Below are 19,732 nucleotides of genomic sequence, written 5' to 3'. Positions count from 1 at the left end.
CCCGCACAAGGTTGTGCGGGAACGGTTTTGCAAAGGTCACGAGGGTGGCAGCATCAGTCGCATGACCGACGTCCCACCGCATGGCGGGCAGCCCTCGCCGCCCCTCCCGCGCGTCCGCCTCGTCGACGTGGCCCGCGAGGCGGGCCTGTCCAAGACGACCGTCTCGGCGGCGCTGAACGGCACCGGAAGGCTCTCTCCCGAGGTCCGGGAGAAGGCCCGCGAGACCGCGCGCAGAATGGGCTACCGGCCCAACGCCGCCGCGCGCCGGCTGCGCGCGGGACGGGCCAGACTGATCGGTTACGTGGTCGGGGAGTTCGCCGACGCCCCCTGGACCTTCCTGGAGTCGCCGTACTTCGCCCGGCTGACCGCAGCCACCGCGGCGACGTCGCTGAAGCGCGGCTACGCCGTGGTACTGCTGCCCGCCGGGTCCCTGCAGAGTGAGTGGGCCGACCTGTCGCTCGACGCGGTGGTCGTCGCCGACCCCGTCGCCGACGACCCGATCGTCGAGGACCTCCACGCCGCCCGCAACCCCGTGTTCAGCGACCGCTCCGTCGAGGGGCGGCCCGGGGCGTACTGGGTGGACGTGGACGCCGGCCGCGCCGTGCGGGGCGCCCTCGACCACGTCCGCGAGCAGGGCGCCCGCCGGCCCGTCCTCCTGGTACCGGACAGCACCACCAGCTTCCACACCGAGGTGCTGGCCGCACACCACGAGTGGTGCGCGGTCCACGGAGTGCCGGAACGGGTCGTCCGGGCCGGGAGTCCGGGCAACGGTCCCGTCATCCGCGCCGTCGAAACCGCCCTCGCGGGCGACCCGGCGGCCGGCCCGGGACGCCCCGACGCCCTCCTCGTCGTGGCCGAGGCGAGTCCGCCGCTCGTCCTGGACGCGGCGCGCCGGCTCGGTTACGAGGTCCCCGGCGACCTGCTCCTCGTCTGCGTGAGCGAGGACGTCACCGCCGAGTACACCGAGCCGCCCGTGACCACCCTGAGCCTGCGGCCCGAGGCGATCGCGGAGGCGGGCGTCGACATGCTGGTGGCGGTCCTGGAACACGGCGAACGGGAGGCGGCGGGGGTGCTCGTCCCGACCCGACTCGACGTACGGGCGTCATCGGTCCGGTCCGCTCAGACCGAGTGCACGAGCCGGCCGCCGACATAGGTCCGCTCCACCCGGGCCTCCGCGATCTCCTCCGCGGGCGCCGTGAGGATGTCGCGGTCCAGGACGACCAGGTCGGCGAGGTTGCCGACGCGCAGGCTGCCCGCGTCGTCGTGACCGTTCACATGGGCGGCCCCGGCGGTGTAGGCGGCCAGCGCGGTCGGCAGGTCGAGCCGCTGCTCGGCGTAGAAGATCCGGTCGTGGTCGGCTTCGGGATCCCGGCGGTTCACCGCCACGTGGAGGCCCGCCAGCGGATCGGGGCTGCTCACCGGCCAGTCGCTGCCCGCGACGAGGGTCGCGCCGGCGCGCACCAGGTCGCCGAACGGGTACTGCCAGGCGGCGCGCTCCGGGCCCAGGAACGGGATGGTCAGGTCGTCCATCTGGGGCTCGTGGGCCGCCCACAGGGGCTGGATGTTGGCCAGGGCGCCGAGCGCGGCGAAGCGGGTGAGGTCCTCGGGGTGGACGACCTGGAGATGGGCGAGGTGGTGGCGGTTGCCGCGGTGTCCGTTGGCCGCCACCGCCGCCTCGATCGCGTCGAGGGCCTCGCGCACGGCACGGTCGCCGAGGGCGTGGAAGTGCACCTGGAAGCCGAGGGCGTCGAGCTCCGTCACGTATCCGCGCAGCGCCCCGGGCTCGATGAAACTCAAGCCGCTGTTGGCGGTGGCGCAGCCGCAGCCGTCCAGATACGGGGAGGTCATGGCGGCGGTGAAGTTCTCCGCGATGCCGTCCTGCATGATCTTCACCGAGGTCGCGCGGAACCGCCCGGCCCGCATCTTCTCGCGCCGGGCCACCAGCTCGGGAATCTGCTCGGCGCCCCGCGCCCGGTCCCACCACAGGGCCCCGGTCACCCGGGCCGTGAGGGTGCCGTCCTGCGCCGCGGTCAGGTACGCGTCCGAGGGGTCGGGCCGGCCGCCCAGCTCGCCGAGCATCGCGTCCTGCCACCCCGTGATGCCGAGGGAGTGCAGCAGCTTCTGGGCCCGCAGCAGCCCGGCGAGGAGCTCGGCCTGCGTGCTCGGCGGCAGCAGCCTGCCGACCAGCGAGGTGGCGCCCTCCTGGAGCACGCCGCTGGGAGTGCCGTCCGGCTCGCGCTCGATCCGGCCGTCGGCGGGATCGGGGGTGGCGGCGGTGATCCCGGCGAGTTCGAGCGCCCGGGTGTTGGCCCAGGCACCGTGGTGGTCCCGGTTGGCCAGGAAGACCGGGCGGTCCGGGACGACGGAGTCGAGCAGCTGCCGGGTCGGCAGTCCGCCCTCGAAGCTCTCCATCGACCAGCCGCCACCGGTGATCCACTCACGGTCGGGGTGCGCGTCGGCGTACGCACGGATCCGGGCCAGGTAGTCGTCCACGGTGACGGTCTCGGTCAGATCGCACTCGGCCAGCTCCACCCCGGCGAAGACCGGGTGCACGTGGGAGTCCTGGAAGCCGGGGAGCAGCAGCTTCCCCGTCAGGTCGACCACCTCGGTGCCGGGCCCCACGAGCTCCCGCACCTCGTCGTGGCCGACGGCCGCGATCCTGTCGCCGATGACGGCGAGCGAGGTCGCCCGGGTGCGCGCCGGGTCCACCGTGAAGACGGGGCCGCGGGTGAAGACCAGATCGGCCTTGGCCATTCGAAAGCTCCAGAACGTGAGGCGACGGGGGGTGGGCGCCATGGAATCGGGAAGGCCGTTTACACGTCAATGGTGTTGACGTAAGGTCCCGGCCATGTCCGAACGTGTCATCCCCGAAGGCGGGCGCAAGCGCCGCAGACCCACCAAGCAGGGCGCGGTCCTCTCGGAGCAGCTCATCGTCGAGACGGCGCTGCGGCTGGTCGCCCAGCACGGTGCCGAGGCGCTCTCCGTGCGAAGACTGGGCGCCGCACTCGGCGCCGACCCCAGCGCGCTCTACCGCTACTTCCACAACACCGACGCCCTGCTCCTCGCCCTCGCGGACGAGATGATCGGCAGGGCGCAGGAGGGCTGGCGGGCGACCGGGGACTGGCGGGAGGACCTGCGCTCGATGGGGTTGCGGATCCACGCCTGCTACCTGTCCCACCCGCAGGCGGCCGTTCTCGGCGCATACCGCACGACGGGACGCCCCCACGAGACCCGGGCCGTCGAGCGGATCCTCGGAATCCTCCGCTCGGCGGGCTTCCCGGACGTCCTCGCCGTCCGCGCCTACCACGCGTTCGTCGACCAGGCCCTGGCCTTCGCCGCCCAGGACGCCGCCGCGCTCGCCCTGCCGAAGAGTGCCCGGGAGGCGGACGAGGCGGTCTGGAACTCGGTCTACGGCCGGCTGTCGGCCGACACCCATCCGAACATCGCCGCGACCTTCCCGCTGCTCGCCGCCGACATGCGCGACAGCGGCTACCCCTTCGCCCTGGAACTGATGCTCAGTGCGATGGCGGCGATGCTCCCGGCGGCGGCCGAGACCTGAGCGGCGTCCGCCCCGCAGGTGCGCCGGGTCAGGACAGGGCCCGCCAGGACTCGTTCAGCGCCGCTCGGAACGCCTCGGTCTGCTCGGGGCCCAGACCGGCGGTCATGCGTTCCTCGATGCGGCGGGCCGGCTCGGCGTACTCGGCGAGCAGGTGCCGCCCCGGGCCGGCGAGCAGGATGAGGCGCTCGCGGCGGTTGGCCGGATTGGGCTCGCGGCGGATCAGGCCCCGTCCCTCCAGCGCGCGGACCATGTCGGCCATCGACTGGGCGGTGACGAAGGAGTCGCGGGCGAGCTGCGCCGCGGAGATGCCGTCGTGCCGCTCCAGCACCGTCAGGGCGGTGTACTGCAGCGCCGTGATCCCCGCGGGCTTGAGCATCTCGTCGAGCCGGGCGCGCACCGCCAGCTCCGTTCTCTTGATCAGGTAGAGCAGCGACGTGCTCACGTGCATCCTCCCGTCGTGACGGCCCGCAGGGGGCGGCTCGTGCCGCTCCCGGTGCCGTGTGACCGGGACGCGGTGCCGCCTCACCCTAGGGCATTGACAGGAATCCTGCCGATTGCTCAGACTGCGTTCATCAGGATTCCTGTCGATCGCGGCTCGGCCGTTGCTTCCGGGATTCCTTTTTCGCTTCTTTCACCCCCTTCATCTCTTTCGGGAGGCACCTCTCATGGATCTTCAGGGCAAGGTCGCCGTCGTCACCGGCAGCGGACGCGGTCTCGGACTGGCGTACGCCCAGGCCCTCGCCGCCGCGGGTGCCGCCGTCGTCGTCAACGACGTCGACAAGGACACGGTGGACGCCGCCGTCGCCTCGATCACGTCCCGCGGAGGCACCGCGACCGGCGTCGCAGCGGCCGTGGGCGACAGCGAAGCGGCCCAGCGGCTCGTGGACGCGGCGGTCGGGGTGTTCGGCCGCTTGGACGTGCTCGTCACCAACGCCGGCATCCTGCGGGACCGCGTGCTGTGGAAGATGACCGACGAGGACTTCGACGACGTCGTACGGGTCCACCTGCGCGGCACGTTCACCTGCGCCCGCGCCGCCGCCGTCCGCATGCGCGAGCAGGGCACCGGCGGCCGCCTCGTCCTGATCTCCTCGCCCGCCGGCCAGCGCGGCAACTTCGGCCAGGGCAACTACGCCGCCGCCAAGGCCGGCATCGTCGCCATGGCCCGCACCTGGGCCATGGAACTGGGCCGCGCCGGCATCACCGTCAACGCCGTCGTACCCGTCGCCGCCACCGAGATGACCAGGACCATCCCGGCGTTCGCCCCGGTCATCGAGGAGGCCGAGCGCACCGGCGAGCCGCTGCCGGACTGGCTGCGCAAGGACGAGGGCCTCGGAACCGTCGAGGACGTCGCCGGCCTGATCACCTTCCTGGCCTCGGACGACTCCGACGGAGTGACCGGGCAGGCCATCGGCATCGGCGGCGACCGTCTCGCCCTGTGGGCCCACCCGCAGGAGAAGGCCGTCGCCTTCGCCGACGGGGGCTGGAGCGGCGACGCCATCGCCGCCGCATGGCCGGACGGCGTCGGCGCCGAGCCCGAGACCTACGGCATCCCCGCGCCCCAGGCCCCGGAGGCGTGAGATGACCGACCGCCCCCGCAAGCCCGCGCTCGACCTCGACGCGCTGACCGCCATCGACGTGCACACCCACGCCGAGGTTTCCGAGGACGGCCACGGGGCCCTGAGCCCCGAGCTGTTCGGCGCATCCGAGGCGTACTTCAAGGCCCACGGCCACCGGCAGCCCACCATCGACGAGATGGCCGCGCACTACCGCGAACGCCGCATGGCGGCAGTCGTCTTCACCGTCGACGCCGAGCACGCCACCGGCCACCCGCGGATCTCCAACGAGGAGATCGCGGAGAGCTGCGCCGCCCACGCCGACGTGCTGATCCCGTTCGCCAGCATCGACCCGCACAAGGGCCGCGCGGGCGTCCGCGAGGCCCGGCGCCTGGTCGAGGAGCACGGGGTGCGCGGATTCAAGTTCCACCCCAGCATCCAGGCCTTCTCGCCCGACGACCGCCTCGCCTACCCGCTGTACGAGGCCATCGAGGAACTCGGCGTACCGGCTCTCTTCCACACCGGCCAGACCGGCATCGGCGCCGGCGTCCCGGGCGGCGGCGGCATCCGGCTGAAGTACTCGAACCCGATGGCGGTCGACGACGTCGCCGTCGACTTCCCCGAACTGCGGATCGTCCTGGCCCACCCGTCCTTCCCCTGGCAGGACGAGGCCCTCGCGGTCGCCACCCACAAGCCGCACGTCTACATCGACCTGTCCGGCTGGTCCCCGAAGTACTTCCCGCCGCAGCTCGTGCGCTACGCCAACACCCTGCTCCAGGACAAGGTCCTCTTCGGCTCCGACTACCCGGTCATCACCCCCGACCGGTGGCTCGCCGACTTCGCCGCACTCGACATCAAGCCCGAGGTCCGGCCGAAGATCCTCAAGGAGAACGCCGCCCGGCTGCTCGGCCTGTCCACCGACTGAAGGAAACCCTCGTGCTGAACCAAGGCATCGGCTCCTGGCCGGCGCGCCGGGCCCGCAAGACACCCGACCGGACCGCCGTCGTCCACGGGGACCGCACCCTGACCTACCGGGAACTGCACCGCCGCGTCCAGCGGCTCGCCCACGGCCTGCGCGCCCTGGGCGTCGGGAGCGGCGACCGGATCGCCTACCTGGGTCCCAACCATCCGGCCTTCCTGGAGACGCTGTTCGCCGCCGGAGCGCTCGGCGCGGTCTTCGTCCCCCTCAACACCCGCCTGGCCGCCCCGGAGCTGGCGTACAACCTCTCCGACTCGGGCAGCGTCGTCCTCGTCCACGCCCCCGAGCAGGCCGAGGCCGCACGCGCCGCCGCCGACGAGGCCGGGGTGCGCCACCGGATCGCACTCGACGGGCCGGAGGGACCCGGCGACGACGCCCTCGCCTACGAGGAGTTGCCGGCCGGCGCCACCGACGGGCTTCCGGACGTGGCCGTGCGCCCCGAAGACCCGTGCATGATCATGTACACCTCCGGGACCACCGGCCGTCCCAAGGGAGCCGTCCTCTCCCACGCCAACATCACCTGGAACAGCGTCAACGTCCTCGTCGACACCGACCTCACCGCCGACGAGGTCACCCTGGTCGTGGCCCCGCTGTTCCACACCGGCGCCCTCAACATGACCTGCCTGCCCACCCTCCTCAAGGGCGGCCGGGTGGTCCTGCTCGCCGCCTTCGACGCCGACCTGGTCCTGGACACCGTCGAACGCCTGCGGGTCACGTACCTGTTCGGCGTCCCCACGATGTACGACGCCATGGCCGCCCGGCCGCGCTGGGCGAGCACCGACCTCTCCAGCCTGCGAACCCTCAACTGCGGCGGAGCACCCGTCCCGGCCCGCACCATCGCCGCGTACACCGACCGCGGCCTCGCCTTCAGCCAGGGCTACGGCATGACCGAGGCGTCCCCCGGTGTCCTCTTCCTCGACCGGGAGCGGACGGTGGACAAGGCCGGCTCCGCCGGGGTCCCGCACTTCTTCACCGACACCCGCATCGTCCGGCCGGACGGCAGCGACACCGCGCCCGGCGAACGCGGCGAGGTCCTCGTCCAGGGCCCCCACACCATGACCGGCTACTGGAACCGGCCCGAGGACACCGCGGCCGCCTTCACCGACGGCGACTGGCTCCGCACCGGCGACATCGCCCGGACCGACGCCGAGGGCTACGCCTACATCGTCGACCGGGTCAAGGACATGTACGTCTCCGGCGGCGAGAACGTCTACCCGGCCGAAGTCGAGGACGCCCTCCTCGGCCACCCCGCCGTCGCCGAATGCGCCGTCATCGGCATTCCCGACCCGGTCTGGGGCGAGGTCGGCCGCGCCGTCGTCGTCCTCAAGCCGGGGGCCCGCGCAGGCGAGGACGACATCCTCGGCCACCTCCGCGGCCGGCTCGCGAAGTACAAGATCCCGAAGTCGGTCGTCCTCACGGGCGGCCTGCCCCGCACGGCCTCCGGAAAGATCGTGAAGTCCGCCGTCCGGGACGCCTTCGCCACCGGTCCCGCCGAACACCGCCGGCCGTGACCGGCGTTCGAGCAGGACGTTCCCCCAGGGCGCGCACGGCGTCGCCCGCACCATCGAAAGGCTTCATCATGCCCATCGCCATCGCCGACGGCCTCGACGCACTCACCTCCCTCAGCGGAGCCGACCTCGGCCGCACCGAGTGGCTCGAGATCACCCAGGACCGGGTGGACACCTTCGCCGACGCCACCGACGACCACCAGTGGATCCACACCGACCCGGAGAAGGCCAAGGACGGCCCCTTCGGCGGCCCCATCGCCCACGGCTACCTCACCCTGTCCCTGATCATCCCGCTCTTCGGCGAGCTGCTCAGCATCACCGGCACCAAGATGAGCGTCAACTACGGCCTGGACAAGGTCCGTTTCCCCAGCCCCGTCCGGGTCGGCGCGAAGATCCGTCTCCACGGTGCCGTCGGCAGGGTGGAGGAGGTCAAGGGCAACGGCGTGCAGATGCCGATCACCTTCACCGTCGAGGTCGAGGGCAGCGACAAGCCGGCCTGCGTCGCCGAGGCCGTGTACCGCCACTACGCCTGACCGGCCAGGCCCGGCCCGCCTTCCGCACGGGCGCGGACCGGGCCGCCCCGACGCGGGCGGGGCAGCGACGACCCCGCCCGCCCGCCGGCCGGCTTCGAGCTCGAACCGGAACCCTCGCGGCAGCCCCACCGGGCGGCTCCCGCGCCTCCCGAAGGAAGCCCACACATGGCCCACATGGCCGACACCGACCCCCTGCTCTCCCTCCGGGACGCCGCACCGACCCCGTTCTGGCTCGACGACCCGCACCGCCCCGGGGCCACCCCCGCCCTCGTCGGCCCCACCACCTGCGACCTGCTCGTCGTCGGCGGCGGATACACGGGCCTGTGGACGGCGCTCATCGCCAAGGAACGCGACCCCTCCCTCGACGTCGTCCTCGTCGAGGGCGCGGAGGCCGGCGGCGCGGCCTCCGGCCGCAACGGCGGCTTCTGCGAGGCGAGCCTCACGCACGGCCTCGCCAACGGCCTGGAGCGCTGGCCCCGCGAGATCGACGTCCTCGAACGCCTCGGCAGGGAGAACCTCCAGGCCATGGAGGACACTCTCGCCCGCCACGGCATCGACTGCGACTGGGAGCGCACCGGTTCCCTCACCGTCGCCACCGAACCCCACCAGGTCGAGTGGCTCGCGGAGGAAGCGCAAACGGCCGCTCGCCACGGTGCCACCGTCGCCGTCCTCGACGCCGACGCCGTCCGCGCCGAGATCGCCTCCCCGACCTTCCTCGGTGCGGTCTGGAACAAGAGCGACACCGCCATGGTCAACCCGGCCCGCCTCGCCTGGGGTCTCAAGCGCGCCTGCCTCGACCTCGGCGTCCGCATCCACGAACACACCCCCGCCCTCGGACTCGACGAGCACGGCGCGGTCGTCTCCGTCCGCACCCCCTACGGACGGATCACCGCCGGACGGGTGGCCCTCGCCACCAACGCCTACCCCTCGCTGCTCCGCCGCCATCGCCCCTACACGGTGCCGGTCTACGACTACGCGCTGATGACCGAGCCGCTGACCGAGCAGCAGCTCGCCTCGGTCCGCTGGCACAACCGGCAGGGCTGGGCCGACCCCGCCAACTACTTCCACTACGTCCGGATCACCACCGGCCACCGCATCCTGTGGGGCGGTTACGACGTGGTCCACCACTTCCGCGGCCGGGTGAGCGCCGAGCACGACCGGCGCCCCGAGACCTACGCGACGCTCGCCCGCCACTTCTTCAAGACCTTCCCGCAACTGGAGGGCCTCCGCTTCAGCCACGCCTGGGGCGGAGCCATCGACACCAGCACGCGCTTCTGCGTGTTCTTCGACACCAGCCACCGCGGCAAGGTCGCCTACGCGGCCGGATTCACCGGCCTCGGCGTCGGCGCCACCCGCTTCGGCGCCGAGGTGATGCTGGACCTGCTGACCGGCGCATCCACCGAGCGCACCGCCCTCGACCTCGTACGCCGCAGGCCGCTGCCCTTCCCGCCCGAGCCCTTCCGCTCGATCGGCATCGGCATCACCCAGAAGTCCCTGGCCCGCGCCGACCGCAACGAGGGCCGCCGCGATCTCTGGCTGCGCACCCTGGACCGCCTCGGTCTCGGCTTCGGCAGCTGACCCGCACGGCAGGACGACAGGACGGCAGGACGACAGGACGGGCTCACCGTGCCACCGGCACGATGAGCCCGTCCTGTCGTCCTGCCCCGTTCCGTCCGCCCCGGTGGGCGGCGAGCACGCGGCCGCCTACGGCGTCGGAGGGACGCCGTGGGCGTGACTGAGGTTCATGCAGCCCAGGCCGGTCGCCGGGACCTCGAACGGTCCGATCCGGCGCGGCGCGCCGCCCGGGCCCGTCACCGGTGCCGTGCTCACGCGCCCGCGGCAGCGTCGAGCTGCTCCTCCAGGCCCGCCAGAGTCCGGTAGCAGGACATGACCTGGGCGATGGAGGAGTTCGGCTCGCGGCCCTCGCGGATGGCGGCGACGAACTCGCGGTCCTGCAGCTCGATGCCGTCCATCGAGACGTCGACCCCGCTGACGTCGATCGGCTCGTCCCTGCCCGTGACGAGGTCGTCGTAGCGGGCGATGTAGGTGCCGGTGTCGCCGATGTAGCGGAAGAAGGTGCCGAGCGGTCCGTCGTTGTTGAACGACAGGGACAGGGTGCAGATGGCGCCGTTCGCCGCGCGCAGCTGGACCGACATGTCCATCGCGATGCCGAGCTCGGGGTGGACCGGGCCCTGGACCGCGTGGGCTTGCACGATCGGCGAGCCGGTCTGGTAGGTGAACAGGTCGACGGTGTGCGCCGCGTGGTGCCACAGCAGGTGGTCGGTCCAGGAGCGCGGAGCGCCCAGCGCGTTGAGGTTCGTGCGGCGGAAGAAGTACGTCTGCACGTCCATCTGCTGGATGTTGAACTGCCCGGCCTGGATCTGCCGCCGCACCCACTGGTGGCTCGGGTTGAAGCGCCGGGTGTGGCCCACCATGGCGACCAGCCCGGTGCGCTCCTGCGCCGCCAGACAGGCCTCGGCGTCGCCGAGGGAGGCGGCCAGGGGAATCTCCACCTGGACGTGCTTGCCGGCGTCGAGGCAGGCCAGCGTCTGCGCGGCGTGCATCGGGGTGGGGGTGGCGAGGACGACGGCGTCGACGTCGTTCATCGCCAGCACCTCGTCCAGGGAGGCCGCGGCACGGCCGATCCCTTGCTCCGCGGCGAACTTCTGCGCACGTTCGAGGGTGCTGCTCACGACGGCGGCCACCTCGACGCCCTCGATCCGCCTGAGCGCGGCCGCGTGCTTGGCGCCGAAGGCGCCGCCGCCGGCCAGGGCCACCCGCAGGGTCCGGTCGTCGCTCATGTCACTTCACTCCTTCGGCGGGCTCCTGGGCCCGGGTGTGGTTCTCGAGTATCAGGTGGCCGACGGCGGTGTTGGACGCCGGCACGTGGTAGAAGCGGTGCTTGACCTCGATGTCCCCCGACCCGTCGAGGTCGCTCATCGCCCCGCGGGCGATCAGCCACATCACCAGTTCGATGCCCTCCGAGCCCGCCTCCTCGACGTACTCCAGGTGCGGTACCTGCGACAGGCCGACGGGGTCCTCGACGAGCCTGTCGAGGAAGGCGTTGTCCCACTCGCGGTTGATGAGTCCGGCGCGCGGGCCCTGCAGCTGGTGGCTCATGCCGCCGGTGCCCCACACCTGGACCTTCAGCGGCCGGTCGTACGACTCGATCGCCTTCCGCAGTGCCCGGCCGAGGGCGAGGCACCGGGCGCCCGAAGGCACGGGGTACTGCACCACGTTGACGTGGAACGGGATCACCTTGCACGGCCACTTCTCGACGTCCCCGAACATCAGTGACAGCGGGACGGTCAGGCCGTGGTCCACGGTCATCTCGTTGGCGAGCGTCAGGTCGAAGTCGTCCCTGATCAGCGAATGCGCGATGTGGGCGGCCAGATCGGGGTCGCCCTCGATGCCGGGGACGGGGCGGGGGCCGTAGCCCTCGTCGGCGGTGGCACAGGCCGCGCCGGTGCCGAGTACGAACGTCGGGATCAGGGACAGGTCGAACGCGGACGCGTGGTCGTTGTAGACCAGGAAGACCACGTCCGGGCGGTTCTCCTCCTCCCAGGCCTTGGCATACTCGTAGCCCTCGAAGACCGGCCTCCAGTAGGGCTCGTCGGTCCTGTCGTGGTCCATCGCCGCACCGATCGCCGGCACGTGCGAGGTGAAGACCGCACCGGTGATCACGGCGTGTGCGGCAGGGGGAGTCCGATCGGCGTGGGCCGCCTCCAGGACGGCGTGATCGATGCGGTTGCCCTCGACGGAGCGGCCGCCGCCGACCATCATCGCGCGGTACTCCTCCTCGGTCATCCCGGTCATCGAACCGGCCATCTGCTGGAACGAGAGCCCCAGCGTCGCACCCCACTTGGCGAGGAAGTAGATGTTGCCGCCCTCGCGCATCGCGGCGTTGAGGTCACGGTCCAGCAGCGCCTGCTTCTGCTCCTCGCGCAGCGGCCACGCGTCCAGGTAGGCGCGCTCGTCGGCGAGGTAGAGGGCGCGGTTCTCCGCCGTCATCAGCGACATGCAGAACTGGTTGAGGTGGTAGCCCCGGGCGGACTGCTCGGCGTCGAAGACGGTGGTCCCCGGCACCAGTTTGTAGGTCTTGTCCAGCGACAAGGTCGGGCTCCGATCGTGAGACGGGTCAGCCGGCTTCCGGCCAGTACAGGCGCATCGGGTTGTCGACGAGGAGCCGCTGCCGCAGCTCCGGCGTCGGCGCGATGCTCGGGACGAAGTCGACGAGCAGGCCGTCGTCGGGCATGTGGGTGGCGAGGTTCGGGTGCGGCCAGTCCGTCCCCCACAGCACCCGGTCGGGGAACTCCTCGACCACGCGGCGTGCGAACGGGACGACGTCGCGGTACGCCGACCGCTCGCCGCCGAGAGCCGGCGGGCCGCTCACGGACAGCCGTTCGGGACAGGTCACCTTGCACCAGATGTCCGGCCTGGCGCGCATGAAGTCCAGGAACGCGCCGAATTCCGGGCCGTACGGGTCCCGGGCGACATCGGGCCGGCCCATGTGGTCGATGACCAGCGGAACCGGGATCGACAGGAAGAAGTCGCGCAGGCCCGCGAGGTCGGCCGCCTCGAAGTAGACGACCACGTGCCACCCGTAGGGCGCGATCCGCCGGACGACGTCCCGCAGGTCCTGCTGCGGAGCCGCGTCGACGAGCCGCTTGACGAAGTTGAACCGCACGCCCCGCACCCCGGCCTCGTGCAGCTCCCGCAGCTCGGCGTCCGAGACGTCCGGCCGCACCGTCGCCACGCCCCGGGCCAGTCCTCCCGAGGACCGCAGGGCATCGACCATGGCGCTGTTGTCGGCGCCGTGACAGGTCGCCTGGACCACGACGTTGCGGGCGAAGCCCAGGTGGTCGCGCAGCGCGAAGAGCTGGTCCTTGGACGCGTCGCACGGGGTGTACTTCCGTTCGGGCGCGAACGGGAACGCGGCTCCCGGGCCGAAGACGTGGCAGTGCGCGTCGACGGCCCCCTCGGGCATCCGGAACCGCGGCCGGCTCGGGTCGGCGTACCAGTCCAGCCAGCCCGGGGTCTTCTCGTAGTGCGTCGTCATCATCAGTCCTCGTAGCGCAGGCCGAGCTCGGCCAGCGGGCCGCGCATGCCGTACAGGTCCAGGCCGAGCTCGCCCGCGCGGAACCGTGCCCGCTTGCCCTCCTCGCCGGCCTCGCGCCGGGCCGCGGCCGCGGCGACCTCGGCGGCGCGCTCGCGTGGCACCACCACGACGCCGTCGCGGTCCGCCACCACCACGTCCCCGGGCCTGACCAGGGCGTTGGCGCAGACCACCGGGACGTTGACCGAGCCGAGGGTGGCCTTGACGGTGCCCTTGGCGTTGACCGCCCGGGCGAAGACGGGGAAGTCCATCTCCTCCAGTTCGGCCACGTCGCGCACGCCGCCGTCGATGACCAGGCCCCGGCCGCCGCGGGCGCGGAACGAGGTGGCGAGCAGTTCGCCGAAGAACCCGTCCTCGCTCTCCGTCGTGCAGGCCGCGACGACCACGTCGCCCTCCTGGATCTGCTCGGCGGCGACGTGGAGCATCCAGTTGTCGCCGGGCTGCAGGAGCACGGTCACCGCCGTGCCGCAGAGCCGGGCCCGGGTGTAGGCGGGGCGCAGGTACGGGCGCATGAGTCCCACCCGGCCCATCGCCTCGTGGACGGTCGCGACGCCGAACGCCGAGAGGGCGGCGACGTCCTCCGGGTCGGCGCGGGTGATCGCGGTGTGGACGACACCGAGCCGCGTGTGTTCCATCGGTCCTTCTCCTGGGTCAGTTGCCGGAGGCGGTGAGCCGGGCGGCGAGGCGGGGGTAGACGCGCAGGGCGTTGCCGCTGTAGACGGCGGCCCGTTCGTCGTCGGTGAGGTGCGCGGTGGCCTCGACGTACCGCCGGGTGTCGTCGAAGTGGTGGCCGGTGCGCGGGTCGATGTCGCGGACGGCGCCGATCATCTCGCTGGCGAAGAGCACGGACCGGCTGGGGACGACCTGCGTGAGCAGGTCGATGCCGGGCTGGTGGTACACGCAGGTGTCGAAGAAGACGTTGTCCAGGAGCGTCTCGGGGTCCGGCCGGCCCAGCGCCATCGCCAGGCCGCGGAACCTGCCCCAGTGGTAGGGAACCGCGCCCCCGCCGTGGGGGATCACGAAGCGCAGCGAGGGGAAGTCGGCGAACAGGTCGCCCTGGAGCAGCTGCATGAACGCCGTGGTGTCCGCGTTCAGGTAGTGGGCGCCGGTGGTGTGGAAGGCCGGGTTGCACGAGGTGCTGACGTGGATCATCGCCGGGATGTCGTACTCGGCCATCGCCTCGTAGAGCGGGTACCAGCTCCGGTCCGTCAGCGGCGGTGCGGTCCAGCTGCCGCCCGACGGATCGGGGTTGAGGTTGACCGCGACCGCGCCGAGCTCCTCGACCGCGCGGCGCAGTTCGGGCAGGCAGGTGGCGGGGTCGACGTCCGGGGACTGCGGCAGCATGGCGGCCATCGCGAAGCGGTCGGGGTAGAGCCCGGCGACGCGGTGGACGAGGTCGTTGCAGATCCGTGCCCACGTCTCGGACACCCGGAAGTCGCCGATGTGGTGGGCCATGAAGCTGGCCCGGGGGGAGAAGATCGTCAGGTCGCTGCCGCGCTCGTCCATGAGGCGCAGCTGGTTGTCCTCGATCGCCCGGCGCAGGTCGTCGTCGGTGATGACGAGGTCGTCCGGGTCGGGGGCGTCCGCGGGGGACCCGGCGGCGGCGACCTGCCGGTCGCGCCACTGGGCCAGTTGCGGGGGCGCGGTGGTGAAGTGACCGTGACAGTCGATGATCATGTCGGGATGTCTCCTGGGGGTCTCGTCGGGTCAGCCGCGGGAGGCGGCGGGCCAGCCCGTGTACTGCTCGGCGAGATACGCACGGCCGGCGCGCGTGCCCACCACGTTGTCGAGCTCGCCGAGTTGGCGCCGCAGGTCGAACGGTGAGGCGCCGGGCGGGGTGTGCAGCAGCCGGGTCATCCAGTGGGAGAAGTTCTGTGCCCGCCAGATCCGCTGCAGCGCGCGCGGCTCGTACTCCGCCAGGGCGGCCTCGCCCTCGGTGCCGAGGGCCCGCAGGAGGACGTCGGCCAGGACCTTCACGTCGTGCAGTGCGAGGTTGAGCCCGCGGGCGCCGGTCGGCGGCACGGTGTGCGCGGCGTCTCCGGCGAGCAGCATCGAGCCCCAGCCCATCGGCTCCTGCACGAACGACCGGAACCGCAGGACCGTCTTCTCGAGGATGGGGCCCTCCTTGAGGCGGAAGCCGTCCTCCCCCGCCACGCGTGCCTGGAGCGTCTCCCAGACGCGGTCGTCCGGCCAGGCACCGACGGACTCGTCCGGGGCGCACTGGAAGTACATCCGCTGCACGGTCGCGGTCCGTTGGCTGATCAGCGCGAAGCCGTGCTCGGAATGGGCGTAGACCAGCTCGGGTGCGCTCGCCGGCGCCTCGGCCATGATGCCGAACCACGCGAACGGGTACTCCTTGCCGTACCGAACCCGCCGGTCCTCGGGGACCAGGTTGCGGCACATGCTGCGCGATCCGTCCGCGCCGACGACGTACCGCGCCCGGATCTCGTGCCGGGCGCCGTCGGCCGCGGTGTACCGGACGCGCGGAGCACCGGTGGTGATGTCGAGGACCTCGCTGTCCTTCACCCCGAAGTGGACCGTGCCGCCGTCGCGGTCGCGCGCGTCGGCCAGGTCGGTGAACACGTCGGTCTGCGGATAGAGCCACACCGACGCGCCCACCAGCTCCTTGAAGTCGAGCCGGTGCGGCCGCCCGCCGAAGCGGAGCTCGGTGCCCTCGTGTTCGTGGCCCTCGCGCAGGATGCGGTCGCCGACACCCGTCTCGACCAGGTCCCGGGCCGCGTCGGCCTCCAGGATTCCGGCGCGCTGCGTCGTCGCGATCTCGTGACGGGTGCGGGTGTCGATCACGATCGTGCCGACTCCGGCCCGTCCCAGCCGGTGAGCGAGCATCAGACCGGCCGGACCGGCCCCGACGACTGCGACGGGAACCGAGGCAACGGTGTCGACGACGGCGTCTGCCATGGCATCTCCTGGGCAACGGTGGACGTGGGGAACACGTCGAACGTTGACAGCCAGGACCGCGGCCGGTCTGCGGTGTTTCCGTCAGGCGGAAGCCCGCCCGGATCTCAGGCGGCGGCGCGGGTACGCCGGCCGAGCTCGTCGGAGATCCCGTACGCGGCCCTCAGCAGCGGCTCGCGCAGTCCGCGCGCCCGGCTCGCCCCACGTGCCGTGATCACGATCCCGAGGGCTGCGCTGACGGGCCCGTGCCGGCCGATCCGTACGGGCGCGGAGACCGCGACGGTGCTCTCGGAGAGCTGCCGGTCGCTGACGAAGACCTGTTCGCGGCGGATGCGGTCGAGCTGCGCGCGGAGCGTCTTCGGGTCGGTGACGGTGTGCGGGGTCCAGGCCCGCAGCGGGGATTCGAGGACCTCTTCCTGGATGTCCACCGGTGCGTGCGCGAGCAGGACGCGCCCCATCCCGGTCGAGCCGATGGGGAACCGGGCCCCCACCATCGTCAGCAGCTCCACCGACCGGTGCCCGGCGATCCGCTCGACGAACACGAGCTCCGTGCCCTCGCGCACCGCCAGCTGGATGTTCTCGTGGGTCGCCTCGTAGAGGTCCTGCATGAAGGGCAGCGCCACATCGCGCAGGATCTGGGTGCGCGGGCATCCCGAGGCGATCTCCCAGAGCCGCAGGCCGATGTGCCAGGACCCGTCCTCCGCGCGCTCCAGCGCCCCCCACGCCGCGAGTTCGGCGACGACCCGGTGCGTCGTGCTCAGGGCCAGGCCGGTGCGCTGGGCGATCTCCGACAGTGTCTGCGACGGGTGCTCGCGGTCGAAGGCCGAGAGGACGTCCAGGACTTTTCCAGCCGCCGTGCTCCGGGTTGTGCTCACGCGGCCAGTCTCGCAGACCGCCTTTGAGGCCCTGCACCGAGCGCCGTACGATCTGCCGCACACCAAGGAGGCGACGTGAACAGAGTGATCTCCGGGCTGTCCTCGATGGCGACGAGGCCCCTGCTGGCCGAGCTGTCCGAGCAGATCCGGCTCGTGCACGGGCTTTCCGTGCGCTTCGAGGCGGCAGGCGGGGTCGAGGTCGCACGGCGGGTGCGCGAGGGCGCCGAGGCCGACCTGCTCGTACTCGCCGACGGGGCCATGACCGCACTGGAGAAGGAGGGCCACCTCGCGGAGGGCACCGTGCGCCCGCTGTGGATCTCCCAGGTCGTCGCCGCCGTGCCGGAGGGATCACCCGTTCCGGAGCTCGCCTCGGAATCCGACCTGCGGTCCGCCCTGGAAGCGGCGCAGGGCATCGCCTATTCCACCGGTCCCAGCGGAACGGCCCTGGTCGAGCTGATCGGCCGGCTGGGCCTCGCCGGTGCGCTCGCCGGCCGGCTCGTCCAGGCACCCCCGGGCGTGCCGGCCGGCAGTCTGCTGTCCTCCGGCCGGGCCGACCTGGCGTTCCAGCAGCGCAGCGAGCTGATGGACCTGCCGGGAGTCGTCGTCGCCGGACCGCTGCCCGGGGACACCGCCATCAGCTCGACGTTCAGCGGAGGCGTCCTGGCCTCGGCATCCCGGCCGGACCTCGCTCTCGAAGTGCTCGGCCTCCTCGGCTCCGACACGGGGTCCGCAACCGCCCGCTCCATGGGCATGCGGGCTCCGGGGGACGTGCCCCCGGAAGGCGTCAGCCCTTCGGGACGGTGTTGACGTAGTTGGTGCCGGCACTGTAGAAGCCGTCCACCGTCTTCTGGACGTCCGCCTGGGAGACGACCTGGTCGGCCTTGTAGTAGACCCAGTTGACCTTCATGTCCCAGGTGCGCCGGCCGCCCGTGGAAGGGAGGTCGATGAGCCAGTTGCTGAAGTGGATGTCCATCTTCTCGCGCGGGACGTACTTGCCGGAGCTGGTGAACGTCTCCTTGCCGTCCAGGGAGTAGACGACCTTCCCGTCCATGGCGGTGATCATCAGCAGGTGCCAGCCCTCGAGGCGCTGCTTCGTCGACTTGTTGACCCGGTCCGGCGGGTCGGCCTTGTACCAGCTGACGTTGTCGAGTCGCGGGCCCGCCGTGCCCCATCCGCCGTTCGGCAGGTACTCGAAGTCGAGTTCGCTGTAGTTCGCCGAGGCGTCCGAGGGGGAGATCGGGAAGAAGGTCTGGACGACGTGGTCGCCACCCCGGCCGCTCGAGGGCTTGTCGCTGAAGTAGACCCGGGCGGCGTAGGTGCCCGTGAAGAGGTTCTTGCCGGTGGTCAGCACCTCGACCTGCTTGGTGCCCTGCTTGGTGCCGTCGGTGGAGGACTGCAGCTGCAGGACCTTGCCGCCCTGGGCGGTCGTGTCGGCGGGGAAGCCCGCGCCCGCGGTGTTCCAGCTGTCCTGGATCCCGGGGCCGCCCCCGCCGGTACGGACCTCCCAGCCGTGGGCGGCGAGCGCGGGGTCGTCCGCGCCGCTGTAGTGGAAGTTGTCGAACAGGGTTCCCGGCGGTCCGGACGGGGTCGGCGAGGCACTGGGCCGGCCGTCGCCGGCGCCCTTGCCGGATGCCGGGCCGCCGGAACACGCGGCGAGCACGCACAGGAGGGCGGGCAGCGTGAGCGCGGTCCACGCGCGGCGACGAGAAGTGCGGCGGGACTGGCTCACACGGGCTCCTTGGGGGCGTAGAGGCGGTACCTGGACACGCCCTCTGCATGACGATCGGACCGACCGATCCGATGAACGGTCCGACGAGGGGGTCATCCTAAGGCGCCGGGTGGGCACCGGAGCGACCGCCCGGGTGAACACCGGGGTGACTGCCGGGGTGGCATTTGCGGCTTCCGGCGGTGCGGTGCCAGCAGAAACGATTTGGCTTAAAAGCGTACTGTCCGGTACCCGGAGAGCGTACGGACGCATCTACTGATCGGTACTGCCGATTGGCATTTCGATCCGATTACAACACCTGATCGGATGGTCCTAAATCCAGACATGGAACCCAAGTCGATTCAGGTCGGTGCACTAGCGTTCGCCCTGCGGTCCCGCGGTCTACGTACCCTGCAATGAAAGGCCTCGCAAGGTGCGCTCAGTTTTCGATCCCATCGAACGCGGATCGACATATCAGCCTTTGTCCGAAATTCCCGAGTCGGACTTCGAAGAACCCGCCTCAGCACCGGTGTTCGTCGACCAGTCGGGTCTGCGCGGCCGTCTGCTGCGCGGGTTCGGATGGCCGGTTTCCGTCGTCGGAGCGATCCTCGCAGTTGCCATGGGCAGCAGCCTGATCGGTGTCCAGGCGGACGCCCCGGCCATGGGCATACCGGTGCAGCCCTCGCTGCCGCCCGCCCCCTCGTCCTCACCCGTGCCGGCGAAGTCGCCCAGCCCGTCGACCGGGCAGGCCGCTCCGTCCTCGTCGTCCTCGCCCCGGACGGCCAAGGGGTCCGCGACGCCCCAGACGAAGCCCTCGGCCGGCACGTCGAAGCCCCCGGCCGGTGCGACGAAGCCCGCGGCCACCCCCTCGAAGCCCACGACCACCGTGCAGCGCGGGGCCACGCCTTCGGGCCAGCCCGCCAAGCGCAGCTGATCGTCCGCACCACCCATCTCCAGGAGCGTCATTGTCCCGGTCCCGCCGCCGGCA

General features: G+C 71.9%; 19 protein-coding genes. 8 read left to right on the top strand and 11 right to left on the bottom strand.

Annotated features, from left to right (window positions below):
• Nucleotides 1-61: 61 nt before the first annotated feature.
• A complete protein-coding gene (locus ACIGFK_RS01690) occupies nucleotides 62-1,153 on the top strand; it encodes a LacI family DNA-binding transcriptional regulator (RefSeq protein WP_400050134.1) in 1,092 nt (363 codons plus the stop codon).
• On the opposite strand, the gene ACIGFK_RS01685 is transcribed toward ACIGFK_RS01690, so the two are convergent.
• The gene (locus ACIGFK_RS01685) at nucleotides 1,120-2,754 is read right to left on the bottom strand and encodes an amidohydrolase (RefSeq protein WP_376657760.1); all 1,635 of its coding nucleotides are present in this window, start codon (nucleotides 2,752-2,754) and stop codon (nucleotides 1,120-1,122) included. The two genes, ACIGFK_RS01690 and ACIGFK_RS01685, sit on opposite strands and share 34 nt — an antisense overlap.
• Nucleotides 2,755-2,848: 94 nt before the next feature.
• Here ACIGFK_RS01685 and ACIGFK_RS01680 point away from each other — a divergent pair, with 94 nt between their 5' ends.
• Nucleotides 2,849-3,559: a TetR/AcrR family transcriptional regulator gene (locus ACIGFK_RS01680; RefSeq protein ID WP_376657759.1), complete on the top strand. Its 711-nt coding sequence runs from the start codon at nucleotides 2,849-2,851 to the stop codon at nucleotides 3,557-3,559.
• 28 nt (nucleotides 3,560-3,587) lie between these two features.
• Here the strand turns inward: ACIGFK_RS01680 and ACIGFK_RS01675 are convergent, their stop codons facing one another.
• Entirely contained in the window at nucleotides 3,588-4,007 is a 420-nt protein-coding gene (locus tag ACIGFK_RS01675) for a MarR family winged helix-turn-helix transcriptional regulator (RefSeq protein WP_400050133.1), read from the bottom strand.
• A 217-nt stretch (nucleotides 4,008-4,224) separates the two neighbouring features.
• Here ACIGFK_RS01675 and ACIGFK_RS01670 point away from each other — a divergent pair, with 217 nt between their 5' ends.
• The 5 genes from ACIGFK_RS01670 (at nucleotide 4,225) to ACIGFK_RS01650 (ending at nucleotide 9,710) form a co-directional block, all read left to right on the top strand.
• A complete protein-coding gene (locus tag ACIGFK_RS01670; RefSeq protein ID WP_400050132.1) occupies nucleotides 4,225-5,136 on the top strand; it encodes an SDR family oxidoreductase in 912 nt (303 codons plus the stop codon).
• Between the two features lies 1 nt (nucleotide 5,137).
• On the top strand, nucleotides 5,138-6,037 hold the full coding sequence (locus tag ACIGFK_RS01665) for an amidohydrolase family protein (protein ID WP_376657756.1): 900 nt from the start codon (nucleotides 5,138-5,140) through the stop codon (nucleotides 6,035-6,037).
• Between the two features lie 11 nt (nucleotides 6,038-6,048).
• A complete protein-coding gene (locus tag ACIGFK_RS01660) occupies nucleotides 6,049-7,602 on the top strand; it encodes a long-chain fatty acid--CoA ligase (RefSeq protein WP_386463321.1) in 1,554 nt (517 codons plus the stop codon).
• Between the two features lie 68 nt (nucleotides 7,603-7,670).
• A complete protein-coding gene (locus tag ACIGFK_RS01655) occupies nucleotides 7,671-8,132 on the top strand; it encodes a MaoC family dehydratase (protein WP_376657754.1) in 462 nt (153 codons plus the stop codon).
• 165 nt (nucleotides 8,133-8,297) lie between these two features.
• A complete protein-coding gene (locus tag ACIGFK_RS01650; protein WP_376657753.1) occupies nucleotides 8,298-9,710 on the top strand; it encodes an NAD(P)/FAD-dependent oxidoreductase in 1,413 nt (470 codons plus the stop codon).
• Between the two features lie 248 nt (nucleotides 9,711-9,958).
• On the opposite strand, the gene ACIGFK_RS01645 is transcribed toward ACIGFK_RS01650, so the two are convergent.
• From ACIGFK_RS01645 to ACIGFK_RS01615, 7 genes are all read right to left on the bottom strand, one after another.
• The gene (locus ACIGFK_RS01645; RefSeq protein WP_400050131.1) at nucleotides 9,959-10,933 is read right to left on the bottom strand and encodes a Gfo/Idh/MocA family oxidoreductase; all 975 of its coding nucleotides are present in this window, start codon (nucleotides 10,931-10,933) and stop codon (nucleotides 9,959-9,961) included.
• Between the two features lies 1 nt (nucleotide 10,934).
• The gene (gene ligA, locus ACIGFK_RS01640; RefSeq protein WP_376661028.1) at nucleotides 10,935-12,245 is read right to left on the bottom strand and encodes a protocatechuate 4,5-dioxygenase subunit alpha; all 1,311 of its coding nucleotides are present in this window, start codon (nucleotides 12,243-12,245) and stop codon (nucleotides 10,935-10,937) included.
• A 25-nt stretch (nucleotides 12,246-12,270) separates the two neighbouring features.
• Nucleotides 12,271-13,191 (bottom strand): amidohydrolase family protein, encoded by a 921-nt coding sequence (locus tag ACIGFK_RS01635; RefSeq protein WP_400050218.1) that lies wholly within the window; start codon nucleotides 13,189-13,191, stop codon nucleotides 12,271-12,273.
• Between the two features lie 2 nt (nucleotides 13,192-13,193).
• Nucleotides 13,194-13,883, bottom strand: coding sequence for a 4-carboxy-4-hydroxy-2-oxoadipate aldolase/oxaloacetate decarboxylase (gene ligK / locus ACIGFK_RS01630; protein WP_376661026.1), 690 nt, complete (start codon nucleotides 13,881-13,883; stop codon nucleotides 13,194-13,196).
• Nucleotides 13,884-13,899: 16 nt separating this feature from the next.
• Nucleotides 13,900-14,925 (bottom strand): amidohydrolase family protein, encoded by a 1,026-nt coding sequence (locus ACIGFK_RS01625; RefSeq protein ID WP_400050130.1) that lies wholly within the window; start codon nucleotides 14,923-14,925, stop codon nucleotides 13,900-13,902.
• A gap of 30 nt (nucleotides 14,926-14,955) precedes the next feature.
• Nucleotides 14,956-16,167: a 4-hydroxybenzoate 3-monooxygenase gene (locus ACIGFK_RS01620; RefSeq protein ID WP_400050129.1), complete on the bottom strand. Its 1,212-nt coding sequence runs from the start codon at nucleotides 16,165-16,167 to the stop codon at nucleotides 14,956-14,958.
• Nucleotides 16,168-16,271: 104 nt separating this feature from the next.
• A complete protein-coding gene (locus ACIGFK_RS01615; RefSeq protein WP_386463331.1) occupies nucleotides 16,272-17,039 on the bottom strand; it encodes an IclR family transcriptional regulator in 768 nt (255 codons plus the stop codon).
• Between the two features lie 75 nt (nucleotides 17,040-17,114).
• Here ACIGFK_RS01615 and ACIGFK_RS01610 point away from each other — a divergent pair, with 75 nt between their 5' ends.
• Nucleotides 17,115-17,846: a substrate-binding domain-containing protein gene (locus ACIGFK_RS01610; protein WP_376661022.1), complete on the top strand. Its 732-nt coding sequence runs from the start codon at nucleotides 17,115-17,117 to the stop codon at nucleotides 17,844-17,846.
• On the opposite strand, the gene ACIGFK_RS01605 is transcribed toward ACIGFK_RS01610, so the two are convergent.
• Nucleotides 17,824-18,768: a glycoside hydrolase family 16 protein gene (locus tag ACIGFK_RS01605; protein ID WP_386463336.1), complete on the bottom strand. Its 945-nt coding sequence runs from the start codon at nucleotides 18,766-18,768 to the stop codon at nucleotides 17,824-17,826. The genes ACIGFK_RS01610 and ACIGFK_RS01605 overlap by 23 nt on opposite strands.
• Nucleotides 18,769-19,218: 450 nt before the next feature.
• Nucleotides 19,219-19,710, bottom strand: coding sequence for a hypothetical protein (locus ACIGFK_RS01600; RefSeq protein WP_386463338.1), 492 nt, complete (start codon nucleotides 19,708-19,710; stop codon nucleotides 19,219-19,221).
• Nucleotides 19,711-19,732: the final 22 nt, after the last annotated feature.

This window comes from Streptomyces sp. NPDC085524 (genome assembly GCF_044541755.1).
Lineage (GTDB): Bacteria > Actinomycetota > Actinomycetes > Streptomycetales > Streptomycetaceae > Streptomyces.
Note: the sequence above shows the minus strand (reverse complement) of the source record. Positions and strands in the feature narration are given on the sequence as shown.